The organism is Streptomyces barringtoniae (assembly GCF_020819595.1).
GTDB classification, from domain to species: domain Bacteria; phylum Actinomycetota; class Actinomycetes; order Streptomycetales; family Streptomycetaceae; genus Streptomyces; species Streptomyces barringtoniae.
Map to the genome: position 1 here is coordinate 178,362 of NZ_JAJHNP010000003.1, position 16,703 is coordinate 195,064.

Here is a 16,703-nt window from a genome sequence, read left to right on the forward strand (position 1 = left end):
GGGTCTGGATGGCTGAGCGACGCCGCGGAGCGGCACTGGAGAAGGCGCTTCTCGACGCGGCCTGGGAAGAACTTGCAGACAGCGGCTACGCCGGATTCACCATGGACGCCGTCGTTCGGCGCGCGGGCACCAGCCCGCCCGTGCTCTACCGCCGCTGGTCGGGCCGCGACCAACTCGTCCGGGCGGCCATCACCCACGTCCTCGAGCAGTCCCGAGTCGACATCCCCGACACCGGCAGTCTGCGCGAGGACGTCCTCACCCTCATGCGGACGATCAACGCCACCCGCGTCCAGCTCGTCACCGTCATGAACGTGCACCTGGCCGGCTACTACCAGGAGACCGGCACCAGCCCCGGCGACCTCCTCGCCGCAGCACGCGCGAAGACCGCCGACGTCCTCTTCGACCGCGCCGTCGCCCGCGGCGAGGTCAGACCGGAACACCTCAGCGAACGCATCAAGTCCCTCCCCTTCGACCTGCTGCGCCACGAGATCCTCACGACTTTCACCCCCGCGCCCGACCACGTCCTCGAAGAGATCGTCGATACGATCTTCCTCCCCCTCGTGCGCTGACCACGGCACCCCTCACGGGAGGCCCTCTGCCCGACGGGGATCACTCAGTGGCCGGGAGACCCTCCGGATCCCGAATCGGTTCGCACGACTCGTTCTCATCAAAGACCGGGATCTCCCCTTTCGAGCCGCGGCAGTGTCCGATACGGGCGACATCGGGCGCGGCCACCCGCCGGATCGGCCCGCGGCTTGGTGCTGGAGATGTCGGCCGGTCGGCCTCGGTGAGGCGGCCGGCCCGCTTCGGCTCGGCCAGGACCTGCTGCATCAGCAGCGTGTCGGCGTGGACCAGGGCGGACTGCAGCAGGTGCAGGGCCAGCATGCTGACCTGCTGGCTCTCCTACCGCTGCCCCAGAAAGTGCAGTACGAGCAGCGCGACGTCGTCGGTGCGCTGCCGGTGGGCGCCGGTGGCCGCGACGAGGGTGTCGATGAGTGCGTCCAGGTCACTGTCGTCCGCCTGGGCCAAGTGGCCGGTGAGGGCAGCGATGGAGTCGTCCAGGTCGACTCCCGGTGTTTCGATGAGGCCGTCGGTGCAGCAGGTGAGCATGAACCCGGGCCTGAGCGGAACCTCGGTCACGGGGAAGTCGGCGTCCGCGTCGATGCCGAGGACGGGCCCGGGAGGCACCTCCAGGGGCCGCGTGCCGCTGCCGGGCAGGCGCATGATCGGTGGCGGATGGCCGGCACTGGCCAGGGTCACGCGTGGAGATGTCGGCGTTGACCGGGACGACGTGGTCGGCACCGGGCTCGGTGTAGTACAGGGCACCGGTGCGGCCGTCGATCAGGACGTCGAAGTCATGGACCAGCCCGCCGAGCACCACCAGGTGTTCCGCGTCGGGCGGCAACTGCTCGCTGCCGACCCACAGATGGGCGAGCCCCGGATCGCTCTGCGACCGCGCCCAGTCCTGCGGGAGTGTGACCAGCGGTTCCGCCCCGGGGCCGTAGAACATGAACCCGTCGCCGGGCAGGCCCACTTCGGTCAGGAATCGCCGGGTCGGCTCGTGGATGAGGGCAGACGGCAGCTGCTCGCCGGTGAGCCTCACCGTCTTGTCGGCTCCGAACACGCCGTCCAGCAGCCCTTCCAGCAGGTCCAGGGCCAGCCCCTCCCCGGCCCGGCGATCAGGCCGAGCGGGCGTATCACCGCCGCGATCCGCCAGAACACCGGGAGCGGCCTCTCCCAGCCGGACCGCGGGCCCGCCGGACCCCAGCCGTCCTCGCCCCACTCCTCCTCGGCGAACACGGCGGTCAGCAGGCGCTCCGCCTCCCGCACCGCCTCGGGGACCGTCCGCCCGGCCAGGGCCGCAAATACGCCCCGTGGCTCCCGGAACTCGTCAACAGCGTCGAGGAAGCGCGTCAGCGCCCCGACGGACGGGGCCAGCGGGAACAGCGCCGGCCGGCCGCTTCTCGTACAGACACATGCTGAACACGCGGCCGGCGGCGCCGTCGAGGACCACCTCCGGGCCCTCCTCGTATCCGTCGACGATCAGGTGGCCGAACAGCAGCAGTCCGGCGAGGGCCGGATCGAGCTCCGCCGGGTCACCGCCCCGCACGACGAGATGGTCGTGCATCGTCAGCGGCGACGGCCCGGTGAGCGGGCGGAAGTTCACCAGCCCCCGGCCGTCCAGTCGCTCGCCCGGGGCCAGGGCACGGCGGGTCGGCTCATGGACGATCGACGGATGCGATGCGCGTCCCGGCAGGACGACGCCGGTCTCGGACATGGTTCCCCCCGTGGGTTCAGGCCGACCGATTCCCACCATGGGGGCGCCCACTGACAATCCTCCGGCCCGTGGGCACCCGTCGGTTGCGAAGTCGACCCGGACGATCCCGAAGCGCTTGCGCGTAGCCGTGCGCCCACTCGAAGTCGTCGAGGAGGGACCAAACGTAGTGATCAGCCTGGTCGCTCCGGACCGCGAGGTGAGAGATCGGCGATGCCCTCGGCCGGAGCTGTCTGTCTCCCTGAAGCCGGGGCCCCGTCTACTGCGCCAGGCGGGCCGTGAGCAGCGAGCGTTCGGCGGGGTTGGTGGTGAGGCCGAGGGCCTTTCGGTCGGCCTCGGCGGCTTCCTGGTCGCGGCCGAGGTCGCGCAGGAGTGCGGCGCGGGTGGCGTGGAACAGGTGGTAGCGGCCCAACTGGTCGGCGAGGGCTTCCACTTGGGCGAGGGCCGCGGCCGGGCCGTCGGTGTGGCTGATCACGACGGCGCGGTTCAGGCGCACGACCGGCGAGGGGTCGACGGCCAGCAACATGTCGTACAGGCGCAGGAGTTGGGGCCAGTCGGTGTCTTTCCAGTCGGGTGCCTCGCAGTGTACGGCGGCGATGGCGGCCTCGATCTGGTACGGGCCCGGCCTGCCGAGCGCGGCGGCCCGCTCGATGAGGGCGGTGGCACTGCGGATGCGCCGGGTGTCCCATCGGGTGCGGTCCTGGTCGGCGAGCGGAACCAGCCGTCCCCCGCCGTCCAGGCGGGCTGCCCAGCGGGCCGCGTGCAGGCGGATGAGGGCGAGCAGGGCCAGGGGTTCCGGTTCGCGCGGCAGTGAGCCGGCGAGGAGGGCGGCGAGCCATTCGGCGTCGTCGACCAGTTCGCGCCGTACTCCCAGGTCTCCCCCGGTGGTGAAGCAGCCCTCGTTGAAGACGAGGTAGACCACGCGCATTACCTGGGGCAGTCGTGCGGCGCGCTCCTCGGGCTCGGGCGCGCGGTAGGGGATGCCGGCGGTGGCGATCTTCTGCTTGGCCCGGGTGATCCGCTTGGCGAGGGTGGCTTCGGGCACCATGAAAGCCCGGGCGATCTCGGCGGTCGTCAGGCCCACGACGGCGCGCAGGGTCAGCGCGACCTGGGCGTCCGGGTCCAGCGCCGGGTGGCAGCAGGTGAAGATGAGCCGGAGGCGGTCGTCGGGCTCGCGCTCGGCCGTCTCGGGCAGGGCCTCGATACGGGCGGCGAGTTGCGGGAGCCGGTCCCTGAAGCGGGCGTCGCGGCGGATGCGGTCCAGGGCCCTGTTGCGCGCGCAGGTCAGGAGCCAGGCTCCGGGCCGGCTGGGCGGGCCGGAGCTCGGCCAGCGCCGCAGCGCCTCGACCACGGCTTCGCTGACCATCTCCTCGGCCAGGTCGAAGTCGCCCAGGAGGCGGACCAGGCTGGCCGTCAGCCGGCCCGCCTCCTCGCGGAAGACCCGCTCGATCAGCGACCGGGTGTCCCGGGCGCCCGCCGGGTCAGCGCTCGACAACCGGTCGCACCTCCACCTTGCCGTCGGGCACCGGGAAGCTCGCCGCCAGTTCCAGGGCGGCGTCCAGGTCCGGCGCCTCGACGACCGCGTACCCGCCGATCGCCTCCTTGGCCTCCAGCAGCGGGCGGTCGATCATGGTGGAGCGGCCCTGCTCGACCACGACCGTGGTCGCGGTGCCGGGCTCGCGGAGTTGCTGGGCGTCGACGATCGTCCCGTCGGCACGGTGCTTGGCGAACCACTCCACGAGCCGGCCGTAGACCTCGCCGCGCTCCTGGTCGGAGCCCTCTTCCTGCCAGGCTCCGCGGGTCAGCAGCAGTACGTACTTCATGGCGTCCTCCTAGGCCGTTCTTCCTGTCCACCTTCACGACGAACGAGCACACGCCGACAGGACAGGGTCGTCCGGGCAACTTCGGTCGCGCCCATTTCAGGGGGACACCTCGGCGGCGGTGTCCGTCCCGCCGGGCGGCGCCGCGAGGCCCGGCCGTGCCCGGCGGACGGCCGAGGCGGGTGGCCGTTCCTTGAGTGCGCCGTAGCCGATGAAGTACGCGGGCACCCGGCGCAGCCACCGTGACTCGGCGAGCAGGCGTGCCGTGCGCCGGGCCCTCTTCTCACGTCCGAGGGGTGGCCGGCCCTGCAGGACGGGCGCGATGACGCGGGCGTGGGCCACCCGCTGGAGGGTCTGGGTGACGACCGTGGCGGGACGGCGGCGGCGCTGCAGACGGCGCACGTCCCGCGGTCGCACCGTCCCGCGGCGCAGTGGCTCGGTGAGGTAGCGGGCGGCGGCCACGGCGTCCTGGACGGCGAGGTTGATGCCGATGCCGAAGATCGGTGACATCGCGTGCGCGGCGTCGCCGATGCACAGCAGGCCGGGGCGGTGCCAGCGGCGCAGGCGGTCCAGGCGTACGTCGAGGAGTTTGACCTCGTCCCACGAGCGCAGGGCGTGCACGCGGTCGGCGGTCCAGGGGACGGCCGCCGTGAAGTCGGCCAGGAAGCGGTCGAGGCCGGCGGCGCGGCGCCGGCCGTCGGTGCCCTTGGGGATGATCCCGGCGCACTGCCAGTAGTCGCCGCGGTCGATCATCGCGGTCAGGAAGCGGTCCCCGGCGCTGCCGTAGAGCCCCTGCGGGTCGCCGTCCCGGCGCGGCAGCCGGAACCACCAGGCGTCCATCGGGCAGGGGAAGCGGCGCAGGCGCAGTTCCGGGCGGGAACGGGCCAGTGATCCCCGGCCGTCGCAGGCGACGGTGAGCAGGGCGCGCAACTCGCCGGTGCGGCCGTCGGCGGTGCGGTACCGCACTCCGTTGACCCGTCCGGACTCGATCAGGAAGTCGGTCGCTTCGGTGTTCATCCGCAGCTCGAAGGACGGCTCACGCCGGGCCTCGTCGGCAAGCAGGTCCAGCAGGTCCCACTGGGGCACCATCGCCACGTAGTTGTAGGGACCGGGCAGGACCGAGAGGTCCCCGACCATGACCGCCGAGCCGTCGGTTCCGATCGGCAACTGGACGGTCTGGACGCGGCGTTGCGGCAGCTCGGCGAAGCGCTCGGCCAGACCCAGGTCGTCCAGCAGCGCCAGGGTGGACGGGTGGACGGTGTCGCCGCGGAAGTCGCGCAGGAAGTCTCCGTGCTTCTCCAGCACCGTCACCGGAACGCCGGACCGGGCCAGCAGCAGAGCGAGCACCATGCCCGCGGGGCCGCCTCCCACGACGCAGCACCTGGTCTGTTCCATGGCGGTCCTGCCCTTCAGAAGACCATTAATTCACCAGTCGATGAATATTCTACTCCTTCTGCCGGCGCCCGGCCCGCGACACGAGGATTGCGGCACGAGGATTGCCGGGCGTCTCGGAGACGTGGCTGTGGCCGAGCTCCGGGCCGAGTCCGAAGTAGTGCCGGAAGTTGTAGATCAGCGGGCTCCAGGCCGCGGGCTCGATGTGCTGGGTGCCGGGGACCACCAGGCGCGGGTCGGCGTGTACCTTCAGCACCCGCGCCTCGACGATCAGGAAGTCCCCGGCGGCGTCGGTGCCCACGCGGACGGCCCGCGCCTCCAGCTGGATCGGGCATAGCCACCCGCGGCGGACGGACCGCGTGCGAGGCCTGTGCCCGGAAGCCTGCGGCCGTGAACTTGTCCGGCTCGTAACGGGCCCGTCGGGGCCCGTGCCCCGCCGCCTCGCGCCGGCCGGTGAGCTGTCCCAAGTGCTCGACGGCCGCCCACTGCCCGGGTTCGGGCAGGCTGATGACCAGCTCCGGCCGGGCCGCCAGGTTCGCACCGGTCTGGCCCTGCCTGCCGAGCCCCAGCACCACCACCTGCCCGAGCGCCCAGGCCGACGAGACCGGCGCCAGGTTGAAGGTGCCGTCGGCGTTCTCGGTGGTCAGCAGCACGACGGGGGTGCCGAAGTAGAGGATGCTCGGTGTGACGGTCAGATGGCTGCCGTTGGTCCCGGCCCGGTGCGCTGCGGTTTCCATGCGGCCGACCGTAGAACGCCGGCCCTTCGGCGGCAGCCGAACCGTGCACACGCGATCATGGCCGGCTCACTTCTCCCGGTGCTGGCTGCGGATCCTCGCGGCCACCTCGTTCTGTTCGGTCTCCCACCAGGGCCGTACCCGTTCGGAAACGACGGCCTGATCCTGCTCCGGGGCGGGGACCGTGACGGGAACGAGTTCCGCGTCGAGCCGCCGGTCGAGGGCCACGGTCTGCACCCGCTCCGCGCGCGCCCACTGGAACAGGAGCGCCAGCAGGAAGGGCAGCGCGACCAGCTCGGCGATGCTGAGCATCGCGCCGCCGCCGATCTGCTGGTCGCGCTGGACGTCCGGGGACCAGGTCGGGGCGTGGTGCAGGTACCAGGCGCCCGCGATCAGCGTGCTGTGCGTCATCACCACAATCCCCGGAACCGCGTCGACGATCCCGTCCAGGAACACCAGCGCCGCTCGCACCGGGTGGGTGCACCAGGCGGGCAGTGCCTCTTCGTGGGTCAGCACCGGTACGACGAACAGAGAGCCGGCCGCGAGCAGGTGCAGATACATCAGCTCGTGCAGCCAGCCCACGCGCAGAGCGGTCTCGAAGTACGGCGTGAAGTACACCGCCAGCTCGGTCCCCAGTACCAGGGCCGTGCTGACCAGCGGAAACGTCAGCACGCGTACCAGGCGGCCGGTCATGGCCCGGCGCACTCGCCCGGCGGCGCCCTCCGGCAGTGCCTCGACGGCGAGCCGCAGCGGATCGCCGAGGGCCAGGCCCAGGGGTGCGACGAGGTCGAGGAGGATGTTCTGCACGGCGGCGGGCCAGAACAGCACATGGTCGTACACGGCGAGGGCGGACATCGTGGCCACCACCAGCGCGCCGAGGCCGAGCAGCACGAAGGCCGCGACCCGGGCGGGCGGCCAGGTCGCGCCGCGCCTGCGCAGCCGCGCGACGCCCCAGCCGTACAGGGCGCCAAGGACGATGACCAGCAGCAGCGCGGGGACGTCCAGGTGCCACGTGGACAGCAGACGTCCCGTGGTCAGCTCGGGGAGCTGGCCCGCCGACAGTTCGGTCATCGCGTGACCATCCATGCAGATCGTCCTCCTTCGGCTCGACACGGAAGAACCGGCTCGGATCCGTGACGGGAAGACGCTAGTCCCCCGCGGCTCCAAGTCGGGCATGGGGGTGCTGCACGCCCGGGTGAAATCCGGGATCGAGCGGGCCGGCGCTCGTACGGGCGGGCCGGGTCCATGCTCGTACGGGCCGGGTCCATGCTCGTACGGGCCGGGGTCAGTACACGTCCCGCACGTACCGCTTGTCGGCGCCGAGCTGCTTGACGTACGCCGCCGCCTCCGCCGCGTCCATGCCGCCGTGGACGGTGGCGATCTCGCGGAGGGCCTGGTCGACGTCCTTGGCCATGCGGGAGGCGTCGCCGCAGACGTAGAGGTGGGCGCCGTCGCGGAGCCAGGACCACAGCAGGGGCCCGTGCTCGCGCATCCGGTCCTGGACGTACACCTTGGCCCGCTGGTCGCGGGAGAAGGCGGTGTCCAGGCGGGTAAGCGTGCCCTCGGCGAGGAACGCGGTCAGCTCCTGCTCGTAGTAGAAGTCCGTCGCGCGGTGCTGTTCGCCGAAGAACAGCCAGTTCGGGGCGCGGTGGCCGCGCGCCCGGCGTTCCTCCAGGAAGCCGATGAAGGGCGCTATGCCCGTGCCGGGGCCCACCATCACCGCCGGTGTGGCGGGGTCGGCGGGCGGGCGGAAGTGCGGTGCCCGCTGGACCCGGACCGGCACCGGAGTGCCGGGCTCGGCGTCGGCGAGGAAGGGCGAGCAGACGCCCTGTCGGGGCCGGCCGGCCAGGTTCTCGTACCGGACGACGGAGACGGTCAGCGACACCAGGTGGGGGTCCGTGAGGGGGCTGGAGGATATGGAGTACATGCGCGGTTGCAGGCGCCCCAGCAGGTCGGCCCACTCCTGTGCCCCGGCCCGGATGCCGAATTCGGCGACCACGTCGACGGCCTGGCGTCCCCAGGACCACTGCGCCAGCTCGCCCTTGTTGTCCGGGCGCAGGAGCTTGCGCAGCTCGCGCGGGTCGCGGGCCCGGTCGGCGGTGAAGCGGAGCAGGTCGGAAGTAATGCGCGTGATGTCCAGGTGGCGCAGCAGGGCCTCGGCGAACGGCAGCTCTCCCACGCTCCCGACTCGAACGGCCGCGTCCGCGTCCAGACCGGTCACGGCGAGCCACTCCGTCACGAGGCCGGGCGAGTTGACCGGGTGAACGGCCAGGGCGTCCCCGGCCTCGTAGACCAGCGGGGTGTCGCTGTCGCGGGTGTCGAAGGTGAAGCGGCGCACTTCCTTGCCCGCGCCGGCCAGGCTGAGCAGGCGGTTGCCGGTGAGGCGGGCGGTCACGGGGACGGGACGGCGGCTCGGCCGGGGAGCCATGGGGGTCGCGGAGAGTGAGGCGGCCTCGGCGGGGGCCGGCTGGTCACTGCCTTTCAGTGCGGCGAGCACCTGGTCGAGCCAGGCTCCGGCCGCCGTCTCGTAGTCCGGTTCGCAGTCGGTGCGTGGGGCCAGCCGTATCGCGTCGAGCTCTTCCAGGCGCCGGTCGAGGCGGCGGCCGTGGCCGCAGAAGTCGTCGTAGGAGGAGTCGCCGAAGGCCAGGACCGCATAGCGCCTGCCCTTCAGGCGCGGGGCGTCGGCAGCGGCGAGGGCGTCCCAGAACCCCGCGCCGTTGTCCGGGGCGTCGCCGTCACCGAAGGTGCTCGTGATGAGCAGCATGTCGGCGCCGGACGGCAGCGCGGCGGGGTCCGCCTCCGCCATGGGCAGGAGGGATGCGGCATGGCCGTCCGCGGTCAGCCGCTCCGCCGCCGCGCCCGCGAAGTCCTCCGCGTTCCCGGTCTGCGACGCCCAGAGGATCACGACCTGACGGCGAAGGGCCCCGGCGGTCGGCTGCTCGCTGCCGCCGGGGCCGTACCCGGTGGACGGCGGCGCCTCGGTCCTGGAGTACATCCCGGCCAGTACGCCGTTCACCCACAGGGCGTGCTCCGGGGTGAACGGGGCGTCCGGCGGGAGCACCGGCACGCCCGGGAAGCCGGACGGTATGCCGGCGAGGAAGCCGGTCAGATAGCGGCGTTCGTGTGCGGCCAGGACCGGCGGCGGCGCGGGGTCCAGTCCGAACACGGAGGGAGCGGGCACCGCGGACAGCGCGGCGGACGGTGCGGCGCCATCGGCCGGGGTCGGGGCCAGGGCGCCTGCCGGGGCCGGAGTCCGCGCGGTCACCGGGGTGGCCGCCTTGCTCAGCGAGACCGCGCACACCTTGAACTCGGGCTGGAACGACAGCGGGTCCACGGCGTCGCTGGTCACCGCGTTGACACTGAGGTACTCGCCGAACAGGTCGTTCCAGTGGAACGGCGCGAAACAGCAGCCCGGCCGCACCCGGTCGGTGACGACCGCGGGCAGCACGGCCCGCCCGCGCCGCGAGGCGACCTCCACCGAGTCCCCCTCGCCGAGGCCCAGTTCGGCGGCGTCCCGGGGGTGGATCTCCACGAAGGGTCCTGGGCTGAGCCTGTTCAGCTTGGCCACCTTGGCCGTCTTGGTCAGGGTGTGCCACTGGTGCTGGAGGCGGCCGGTGTTGAGGACACAGGGGTAGTCGTCGTCGGGCATCTCCGCGGCCGGGATGTGCGGGCGGGCGTAGAAGACCGCGCGGCCGCTCGCGGTCGGGAAGGTGGGCGAGCCGGCCCTTCCGTCCTCGCCGACGTACCGGATCGGATTGCGGTCGGGCCCGTCCTCGCTCGCCGCCGGCCACTGCACCGGGGTGGTGCGCAGGCGCTCGTAGCTCACTCCGCGCAGGTCCCAGCCGGTCGCCGGGTTCCAGGCGCGCTTGATCTCCTCGAAGACCTCCTCGGCGCTGTCGTACGCGAATCCCTTCTCGTAGCCCATCTCATGGGCCACGGCGGCGATGATCCGCCAGTCCGCCGTCGCCTCGCCGGGCGGATCGGCGGCCGGCCGGGCCAGGGTGAGGTTGCGCTCGCTGTTGATCAGGACGCCTTCGGTCTCGGTCCACAGCGCGCCGGGCAGGACCACGTCGGCGTACGCGTTCGTCTCCGTCTCGGCGAACACGTCCTGCGCGACGACGAACTCGGCGGCCTCCAGGCCCTCGATGACCGTCTTGCGGTTCGCGACGGAGGCCACCGGGTTGGTGCAGATGATCCAGCACGCCTTGATGTCCCCGTCGGCCATCTTCCGGAACATCTCGACCGTGCCCTTGCCGACGCCGTCGGCCCGCAGGGCTCCGGGCTCCAGTTCCCACAGCTCCTCGACGAAGGCCCGGTCGGCGTCGACGAGGACCGAGCGCTGCCCGGGCAGCCCCGGCCCCATGTAGCCCATCTCCCGGCCGCCCATCGCGTTGGGCTGGCCGGTGAGGGAGAAGGGGCCGGAGCCCGGGCGGCAGATCGCGCCGGTGGCGAGGTGCAGGTTGACCAGGGCGTTGGTGTTCCAGGTGCCGTGGGTGGACTGGTTCAGGCCCATCGTCCAGCAGCTCGTCCATTCCCCCGCTTCCCCGATCAGCCGCGCGGCCTCACGGATGTCGTCCTCCGGGAGGCCGGTGATCCCGGCGACGGTGGCGGGCGGGTAGTCGGCGAGGAAGGCGGGCATCGCCTCCCAGCCCTCCGTGTGCGCGGCGATGAAGCCGGGGTCGGTGTGGCCGTTCGCGTGCAGCAGGTGCAGCAGCCCGTTGAGCAGGGCGAGGTCGGTGCCGGGCCTGATCTGCAGGAAGAGATCGGCCTTGTCGGCGGTGGCGGTGCGCCGCGGGTCCACGACGATCAGCTTGGCGCCGGCCGACTTCACCCGCTCCATCATCCGCAGGAAGAGGATGGGGTGGCAGTCGGCCATGTTGGAGCCGATGACGAAGAAGACGTCGGCCTTGTCGAAGTCCTGGTACGAGCCGGGCGGCCCGTCCGCTCCCAGCGACAGTTTGTAGCCCGTTCCGGCACTCGCCATGCACAGCCGGGAGTTCGACTCGATCTGGTTGGTGCGTATGAAGCCCTTGGCCAGCTTGTTCGCCAGGTACTGCGCCTCCAGGCTCATCTGCCCGGAGACGTAGAGGGCGACCACGTCGGGGCCGTGCTCGTCGATGATGGCGCGCAGACGGCGGGCGGTCTCGGCGACGGCGGCGGCCAGGGGCGAGGGCCGGGGTTCCTCGCCACGGTCCGGCCGGACGAGGGCGGTGGTGAGCCAGCCCGGCGCGGCGAGCATGTCGGCGGTGGTCGCGCCCTTGGTGCACAGCCGGCCGGAGTTCGCCGGGTGCTCCTTGTCGCCCGTCGCCTTCAGGACCGTACGCCGCCCGTCCGGTCCTCGGCCGACGTCGAGGACCATGCCGCAGCCCAAACCGCAGTACGAGCAGACCGTCCGGACCTTCGTCGTGCCCTCACTCCGCGAGCCCGGCGCGGCCACGGGCGCCCCCCTCTCCTGTGCTCCACCTGATCTCACTCTTCGTGACCGTACGGAGGGCTCATTACGGAGGTGTCTCCGTGTCTGATCAGCGGGAGTTACACCCGCCGCACAGGGCTCGGGGACAGGGTGTGAGCACGATGCCGCCGGTGCCTGGCAGGGGACAGCCCCGGTCGGCGAGGAGGCCGTCCGGGGCTGGACCCGTGTGGATGTGCCGGTGGTGCACCCGGGGCGCGAGCCGCGGGTAGGCGGGTCAGCGGCGGTGGCTGCCCGCGTGGTCCCCGTGGTGGTGCTCGCCGATGCTGTGGAGGTGGTGGACGCCGCCGTGGAGGTAGTGGTCGACGCCGTGGTGGCGGAGGCCCGCATCGTGGTGGCGGAGGCCGGCCTCGTGGTGGCGGAGGCCGGCGTGGTGCCATCCGGCCCCGTCACGGCGGCCCATGTCCCCGGCGCGGTGGCTGCGACCCCAGGAGAGGGTGTCGACGAGGCGGCCGCGGGCGTCGCGCAGGGTCGCGGTGTCGGCGTTGACGTCCCACACGCGCGTACGGCGGTCCTGGTACAGGTCGGTCCTGGTGTCCCGGCCGACCCCGGTGTGGACACGGACGGTGGCCCGGCCCGACAGCCACACGTGACGGAAGGTGTAGGTGTGGCCGTCCCGGTCGGACAGCGTCCAGCTGTCCAGGTTCATCGCGCGGCGGGAGTCGTTGGTGATGTCCACCCACTCCTTGTTCAGCGAGCGGTTGGCACGGTCGTCCCGGCCCTGCCAGGCGTGCTGTACGCCGCTGATGTGCACCACTGACCGGTGCATACGGCCGGGCTGGTGGCCGGCGGCCGCGGCCGGGAGCGCCATGGCCCCGGCCATGGCGGCGGCCACGGCCGCGGCTGCGGTGATACGGCGGACGGAAGAAGAAGCGGACACAGTGTCCCCCTTCGCGAGGATGCGCGGGTTGGCGGCCGGTCGGCCGCACGGCCACACCCTGCAACCTTCGCCCCGTTTTACGCCGGTAACACACATGGCATTACGGATCCAGCAACAATCCATGACTCTCGCATGCAATAGCCATTTACATCACGAATGCCGGACTTTGCCGATGCATCAACCTCGTGCCACTGACACCCGGCCCGGAGTCTGCCCGCCGTCCATGCGGCCACCCGACCGAAGGTCAGCGCACGGGAAGGACGCGGGTGTGTTCGATGCGGACGGCGTCCAGCTCCCGCGGGTCGAGGCCCAGCAGCCGCAGGATCGTCGGCGCGATCTGGGTGGTGTGCACGGGTCCGTCGACCCGTACGCCGTGCGGGGTCGCGGCGCCGGAGACGACGAGCGGGACATCGAGGTCGTCGGCGTGGGCGCCCCCGTGCTCGGCGATCTTGCCCTTGCCGCCGGTGTAGACGACACCGTACTGGGCGACGCCGATCAGGTCGGGCACCCGGGAGTCGCCCGGCCGGGCGTGGAAGTACCGGGCGGCGTCCGCGCCCGCGTAGAGGCTCTGCAGACCGCTCGCGGTGAAGGGCCTGGCCTTGCCGTCGATGTCGTTGCCCGTACCGGACCGGGCGAGCAGGTAGGCCTTGGCGAAGTCGGCGGCGGCCTGGGAGCGGTCGGTGAGCCAGATCAGCATGGCGTCGTCGTCCACCGCGTGGGCGACGAGGTCGCCGGAGCCCGGGTGGGCCTCCTTCCAGGCGGAGTTGAGGCCGTCGAGCAGCGGGCCGTCGTCGATGCGGGTCAGCGCCTTGGGGTCGGTCGGCGACTGGCCGTGCTTGGAGGAGAGGATGACGGTGGTGCTGTCGGCGAGGTGCCGCTTGCGGAGTTCGGCGAGGAAGGCGCCGACCTGCTGGTCCACGAATTCGAGGTTCTTCACCACAAGGGGCCCGGGGACGCCCTTCTCCTGGTAACCACCGCTCAGGCCGTCGGAGTTGGGCAGCTTCTGGGCGGTCGAGACGGACTGGAAGTTCATGCCGAAGACCGCCGGGGTGCCGACCTTGTGGGTACGGCTGTGGTCGTAGCCGTCGATCTCGTTGAGCACGGCTTGCGCCTTGTACCCGTCGTACTGCTCGGTCGCGGCGTTGTCCTTCGTCCAGTCGCCCGCGTCGTAGCCGACGGCCTTGCTGTTGATCTCGGGCGTGAACAGGTCCTGAATGCCCTTGCCCGAGGGGCCCTCGAGGATGTCGTAGGCGGCGTGCTTGTCGGACCACGCGGTGCGCAGGCCGCCCGTGCGGACCACGTCGAAGACGGTGTTCACCCGCAGGTAGGAGTGCGGGTAGAGCGGTCTGCAGGTCTTCGGGTCCACCGGGAGCTTGGACGGGTCGATGAGGCGGGCGGGGTCGCCGGTCATCTGCAGGATGCTGCCGGGCAGACCGCTCAGGCCCTGACCGGCGTCGAGGGAGTCCTTGTCCCTGTCGAGGTCCTCGGTCAGGTCCACCTCGGCGCCGGGCTTGGCTCCGGTGCACTGGGTCGTACCGGCCGGCAGGAGGGCGGAGCTGTAGGTGTCGTCGTAGTAGACGCCCGTGGTGCCCGGGTTGCCGCCGGTGAGCTGGCCGACCATGCCGGGAAAGGAGTCCGAGGGGTTGGTGGTCGCGGCGTGGGTGTACTGCACGCCGCCGGCGGTGAGCCGGGCCAGCGCCGACTGGGGGTGACGGGCGATGTACCAGGCCAGGTCGGACTGGTGCAGACCGTCGACGGACAGCAACAGGACATGGCGGGCGGCCGGGTGCGGGTGTACGGAGGTGTGCGCCGAGCCGGGCGCGGCGGCGCTGAGCGCGCCGACCGCGGCCAGGGCGGCCGCGGCCGCCGTGACGGAACGTGCGGGATGGGCCGGGCGTCGGGACATGGCGTCTCCTCGGAGTGTGTCGAGCCGGCGAGCGGGTGCGAGTCGTGCACCGACATCCGAGGGGCGGAACATGTACGCAAGCAGGCCGTCACATCCTGTTCAGCCCAAGAAACGCATCGGCACGGGCAAAGACTTCGGCCTCCTGACCGACGCTCAGGCGGGCGTCTTCACGCGAGGACGGTTCATCATGGCCGTCCGCCGAACTGCCAGTTGTGGACCTCGATGTCGGCATACCGGTCCGCGGTCAGCACGGCGCGTGCCGCTTCCGGGTCCGGTGCCCGCACCAGCGCTGCCGTACCCACCCAGGTGTTGCCGTCGTCGGACAGCAGTGGGCCGTATGCGATCAGCTCGTTACGGTCCTGAGGAACGGCCAGGTCGGCGGCCTGTCCCTGGCCGAACCCGAGCACGAGGTATCGTCGGCCGCCGGTCCGTCCTCCGCGGAAGTCCCACATGGTGCGTCCCAGCAGGTTGCGCCATCGGCGCAGCAGCACGTCACGGTAGGCACCGGCCTGGTAGCCGGGTTCGTCGAACGCGAATGCGCGGGCGGCGGCGGGATCCGGCAGGTCGACGATGTGCACGCTGCCGGTGGGCACCTCGCCGTCGCCGCTGAGGGTCGGACCGCGGGCGATCATCTCCTTGTCGAACCGGTCCATGTAGGACCAGTGCGCCTCCAGCAGCTCCATGCGCAGCGCCAGGGAGTCTCGCCGGTCACGGTGGTAGCAGAAGAACTCCATGCCCGCAGTCTGTCGGACCTGGCCGCACCAGCACAGTGGTTATCCGTGATCTTCGTCGCGGCTACCGGGCCCAAGAGACCGTAGTGTCCCGGGACATGAGCAGTGACGCAACCGGCGAGCAGTTGCAGGGGATGGCCAGCACCGCCGGATACGGGGAGGCGGCCGAGGCGTTGGCCCAGCAGTACGAGAGCGTGACCTTCGCCGAGGTGCACCGCGAGGTGCTGCATCTGTTCCCCTCCCGGCCGAGCAGGGTGCTGGACGTCGGGGCGGGCAGCGGGCGCGACGCGGCGGCGCTGGCAGCCCAGGGTCATCGGGTCGTCGCCGCCGAACCCACCGTCGAACTGCGCACGCTGGGCCGGCGCCTCCATGCCGGCCGGCAGATCGAGTGGACCGATGACGCGCTGCCCGAACTGCCCGGCCTGACCGCAGCGGGGAGCCGCTTCGATTTGATCCTGCTCACCGCGGTCTGGATACATCTCGACGAACGGCAACGAGCCCTCGCGATGGCAAGTCTGGCCGGGCTGCTCGCGACCGACGGCCGGATCGTCCTCTCCCTGCGTCACGGCCCGGTGCCGAGGGGCCGCCGCATGTTCCCCGTCACCGCGCAGGAGACGATCGACCTCGCCCGCAGGCACGGCCTGGACGTCCTCCACCACGCCCAGCGGGAGGACCCGCATGGCCGTGCGGGCGTGTCCTGGACCTACCTCGGCTTCCAGTTGGACGAGGTACGGGGCGTCGCGGACGGCATCCTCGGGCAGTGACCACGGTCATCCCTCCGTCCGATTACGACCGCCGAGGACTCACTGCTGCCCGGCGATGAGCGCGGGCAGTTTGCGCATGTCGTGGAAGACGGTGGTGCCAGGGCCTTCGAGTCGTTCGGCAGGGGTGAGGCCGCCGGCGTATCCGAAGGCACGCATGCCGGCCGCCCGGGCGGCCAGGACACCGGGCAGGCTGTCCTCCACCACCACGCAGGCGGCGGGATCGACCCCCATGTGCCGGGCGGCGTGCAGGAACAGGTCGGGGGCAGGCTTGCCATGGGCGACTTCGGTGGCGCTGTGGATGCGGCCCGCGAAGCGGTCGTAGAGCCCGGTACGACCGAGAGTGTGGCGCATCTTGTCATGGGAGCCGCTGGAGGCCACGCAGGTCGGCAGAGCAATCGCATCCAGCGCCTCGGGCAGTCCGTCAACGGGGGCGAGATCGGCGTCCACGGCTTCGCGGTGGAGCTGTTCGAACCGCTGCGCCCATATCGCCGCGGTCTCCTCGCCGAGCCGGGCGGCGACCTGCCGGCGAATGGCGGCATGGGATCGGCCTATGAAGCGGTCGACGACCTCTCCCTCGGTGAGCGGCCAGCCCAACTCCGCACCGAGCGCGACCTGGACGCGTGCTGCGATGCGCTCACTGTCGACCAGCACACCGTCGCAGTCGAATATGACGAGCTCAATCGGCTTGATCATCCTGACAGCATAGGGACTTGTCGATCATGCCGCGGTGA

Annotated in this window: 15 protein-coding genes and 3 pseudogenes; 2 read left to right on the top strand and 16 right to left on the bottom strand. The window is 71.7% G+C overall.

Going from position 1 to position 16,703, the window contains the following annotated elements; translation table 11 throughout:
- Nucleotides 1–8 precede the first annotated feature (8 nt).
- Nucleotides 9–569, top strand: coding sequence for a TetR/AcrR family transcriptional regulator (locus LMU33_RS05640; protein WP_228617883.1), 561 nt, complete (start codon nt 9–11; stop codon nt 567–569).
- 40 nt (nt 570–609) lie between these two features.
- Here the strand turns inward: LMU33_RS05640 and LMU33_RS05645 are convergent, their stop codons facing one another.
- From LMU33_RS05645 to LMU33_RS05710, 15 genes and pseudogenes are all read right to left on the bottom strand, one after another.
- Nucleotides 610–885: a hypothetical protein gene (locus tag LMU33_RS05645; RefSeq protein WP_228617885.1), complete on the bottom strand. Its 276-nt coding sequence runs from the start codon at nt 883–885 to the stop codon at nt 610–612.
- An 18-nt stretch (nt 886–903) separates the two neighbouring features.
- Nucleotides 904–1,260, bottom strand: coding sequence for a PP2C family protein-serine/threonine phosphatase (locus tag LMU33_RS05650; protein WP_228617887.1), 357 nt, complete (start codon nt 1,258–1,260; stop codon nt 904–906).
- A gap of 61 nt (nt 1,261–1,321) precedes the next feature.
- A pseudogene (locus LMU33_RS05655) lies at nt 1,322–1,624 on the bottom strand (SUKH-4 family immunity protein); the annotation flags it as partial.
- On the bottom strand, nt 1,600–1,830 hold the full coding sequence (locus LMU33_RS05660; protein ID WP_228617889.1) for a hypothetical protein: 231 nt from the start codon (nt 1,828–1,830) through the stop codon (nt 1,600–1,602). The gene LMU33_RS05660 and the pseudogene LMU33_RS05655, both read right to left, overlap by 25 nt.
- A gap of 61 nt (nt 1,831–1,891) precedes the next feature.
- Nucleotides 1,892–2,278, bottom strand: a complete 387-nt coding sequence (locus tag LMU33_RS05665) for a hypothetical protein (protein ID WP_228617890.1) — start codon at nt 2,276–2,278, stop codon at nt 1,892–1,894.
- A gap of 81 nt (nt 2,279–2,359) precedes the next feature.
- A pseudogene (locus LMU33_RS41900) lies at nt 2,360–2,441 on the bottom strand (family 1 glycosylhydrolase); the annotation flags it as partial.
- 93 nt (nt 2,442–2,534) lie between these two features.
- Nucleotides 2,535–3,770: an RNA polymerase sigma factor gene (locus tag LMU33_RS05670; protein WP_228617892.1), complete on the bottom strand. Its 1,236-nt coding sequence runs from the start codon at nt 3,768–3,770 to the stop codon at nt 2,535–2,537.
- Nucleotides 3,757–4,098 carry a YciI family protein gene (locus LMU33_RS05675; protein WP_228617893.1) on the bottom strand — a complete coding sequence of 114 codons (342 nt, stop codon included), beginning with the start codon at nt 4,096–4,098 and terminating at the stop codon, nt 3,757–3,759. The genes LMU33_RS05670 and LMU33_RS05675 overlap by 14 nt, the downstream gene beginning before the upstream one ends.
- Before the next feature lie 96 nt (nt 4,099–4,194).
- Nucleotides 4,195–5,490, bottom strand: a complete 1,296-nt coding sequence (locus LMU33_RS05680; RefSeq protein ID WP_228617895.1) for an FAD-dependent oxidoreductase — start codon at nt 5,488–5,490, stop codon at nt 4,195–4,197.
- A 49-nt stretch (nt 5,491–5,539) separates the two neighbouring features.
- A pseudogene (locus tag LMU33_RS05685) lies at nt 5,540–6,224 on the bottom strand (flavin reductase family protein).
- A gap of 66 nt (nt 6,225–6,290) precedes the next feature.
- On the bottom strand, nt 6,291–7,307 hold the full coding sequence (locus LMU33_RS05690) for a cytochrome c oxidase assembly protein (RefSeq protein WP_228617897.1): 1,017 nt from the start codon (nt 7,305–7,307) through the stop codon (nt 6,291–6,293).
- A 199-nt stretch (nt 7,308–7,506) separates the two neighbouring features.
- Nucleotides 7,507–11,658, bottom strand: a complete 4,152-nt coding sequence (locus LMU33_RS05695) for a bifunctional nitrate reductase/sulfite reductase flavoprotein subunit alpha (protein WP_228617899.1) — start codon at nt 11,656–11,658, stop codon at nt 7,507–7,509.
- A 250-nt stretch (nt 11,659–11,908) separates the two neighbouring features.
- Nucleotides 11,909–12,571, bottom strand: a complete 663-nt coding sequence (locus LMU33_RS05700; protein ID WP_372477874.1) for a lamin tail domain-containing protein — start codon at nt 12,569–12,571, stop codon at nt 11,909–11,911.
- 244 nt (nt 12,572–12,815) lie between these two features.
- Entirely contained in the window at nt 12,816–14,477 is a 1,662-nt protein-coding gene (locus LMU33_RS05705) for an alkaline phosphatase family protein (protein WP_228617900.1), read from the bottom strand.
- 185 nt (nt 14,478–14,662) lie between these two features.
- Nucleotides 14,663–15,211 carry a YciI family protein gene (locus LMU33_RS05710; RefSeq protein ID WP_228617902.1) on the bottom strand — a complete coding sequence of 183 codons (549 nt, stop codon included), beginning with the start codon at nt 15,209–15,211 and terminating at the stop codon, nt 14,663–14,665.
- A 95-nt stretch (nt 15,212–15,306) separates the two neighbouring features.
- On the opposite strand from LMU33_RS05710, the gene LMU33_RS05715 reads away from it, so the two are divergent.
- Nucleotides 15,307–15,972, top strand: coding sequence for a class I SAM-dependent methyltransferase (locus LMU33_RS05715; RefSeq protein WP_228617904.1), 666 nt, complete (start codon nt 15,307–15,309; stop codon nt 15,970–15,972).
- A gap of 39 nt (nt 15,973–16,011) precedes the next feature.
- Here the strand turns inward: LMU33_RS05715 and LMU33_RS05720 are convergent, their stop codons facing one another.
- A complete protein-coding gene (locus tag LMU33_RS05720; RefSeq protein ID WP_228617906.1) occupies nt 16,012–16,665 on the bottom strand; it encodes an HAD family hydrolase in 654 nt (217 codons plus the stop codon).
- Nucleotides 16,666–16,703 lie beyond the last annotated feature (38 nt).

Bases quoted from the DNA above. Each gene is read 5' to 3' on its own strand.
- LMU33_RS05680 (WP_228617895.1), bottom strand. From the start codon at position 5,490: ATGGAACAGACCAGGTGCTGCGTCGTGGGAGGCGGCCCCGCGGGCATG.
- LMU33_RS05710 (WP_228617902.1), bottom strand. From the start codon at position 15,211: ATGGAGTTCTTCTGCTACCACCGTGACCGGCGAGACTCCCTGGCGCTG.
- LMU33_RS05645 (WP_228617885.1), bottom strand. From the start codon at position 885: ATGCTGGCCCTGCACCTGCTGCAGTCCGCCCTGGTCCACGCCGACACG.
- LMU33_RS05705 (WP_228617900.1), bottom strand. From the start codon at position 14,477: ATGTCCCGACGCCCGGCCCATCCCGCACGTTCCGTCACGGCGGCCGCG.
- LMU33_RS05720 (WP_228617906.1), bottom strand. From the start codon at position 16,665: ATGATCAAGCCGATTGAGCTCGTCATATTCGACTGCGACGGTGTGCTG.
- LMU33_RS05715 (WP_228617904.1), top strand. From the start codon at position 15,307: ATGAGCAGTGACGCAACCGGCGAGCAGTTGCAGGGGATGGCCAGCACC.
- LMU33_RS05675 (WP_228617893.1), bottom strand. From the start codon at position 4,098: ATGAAGTACGTACTGCTGCTGACCCGCGGAGCCTGGCAGGAAGAGGGC.
- LMU33_RS05690 (WP_228617897.1), bottom strand. From the start codon at position 7,307: ATGGATGGTCACGCGATGACCGAACTGTCGGCGGGCCAGCTCCCCGAG.
- LMU33_RS05665 (WP_228617890.1), bottom strand. From the start codon at position 2,278: ATGTCCGAGACCGGCGTCGTCCTGCCGGGACGCGCATCGCATCCGTCG.
- LMU33_RS05640 (WP_228617883.1), top strand. From the start codon at position 9: ATGGCTGAGCGACGCCGCGGAGCGGCACTGGAGAAGGCGCTTCTCGAC.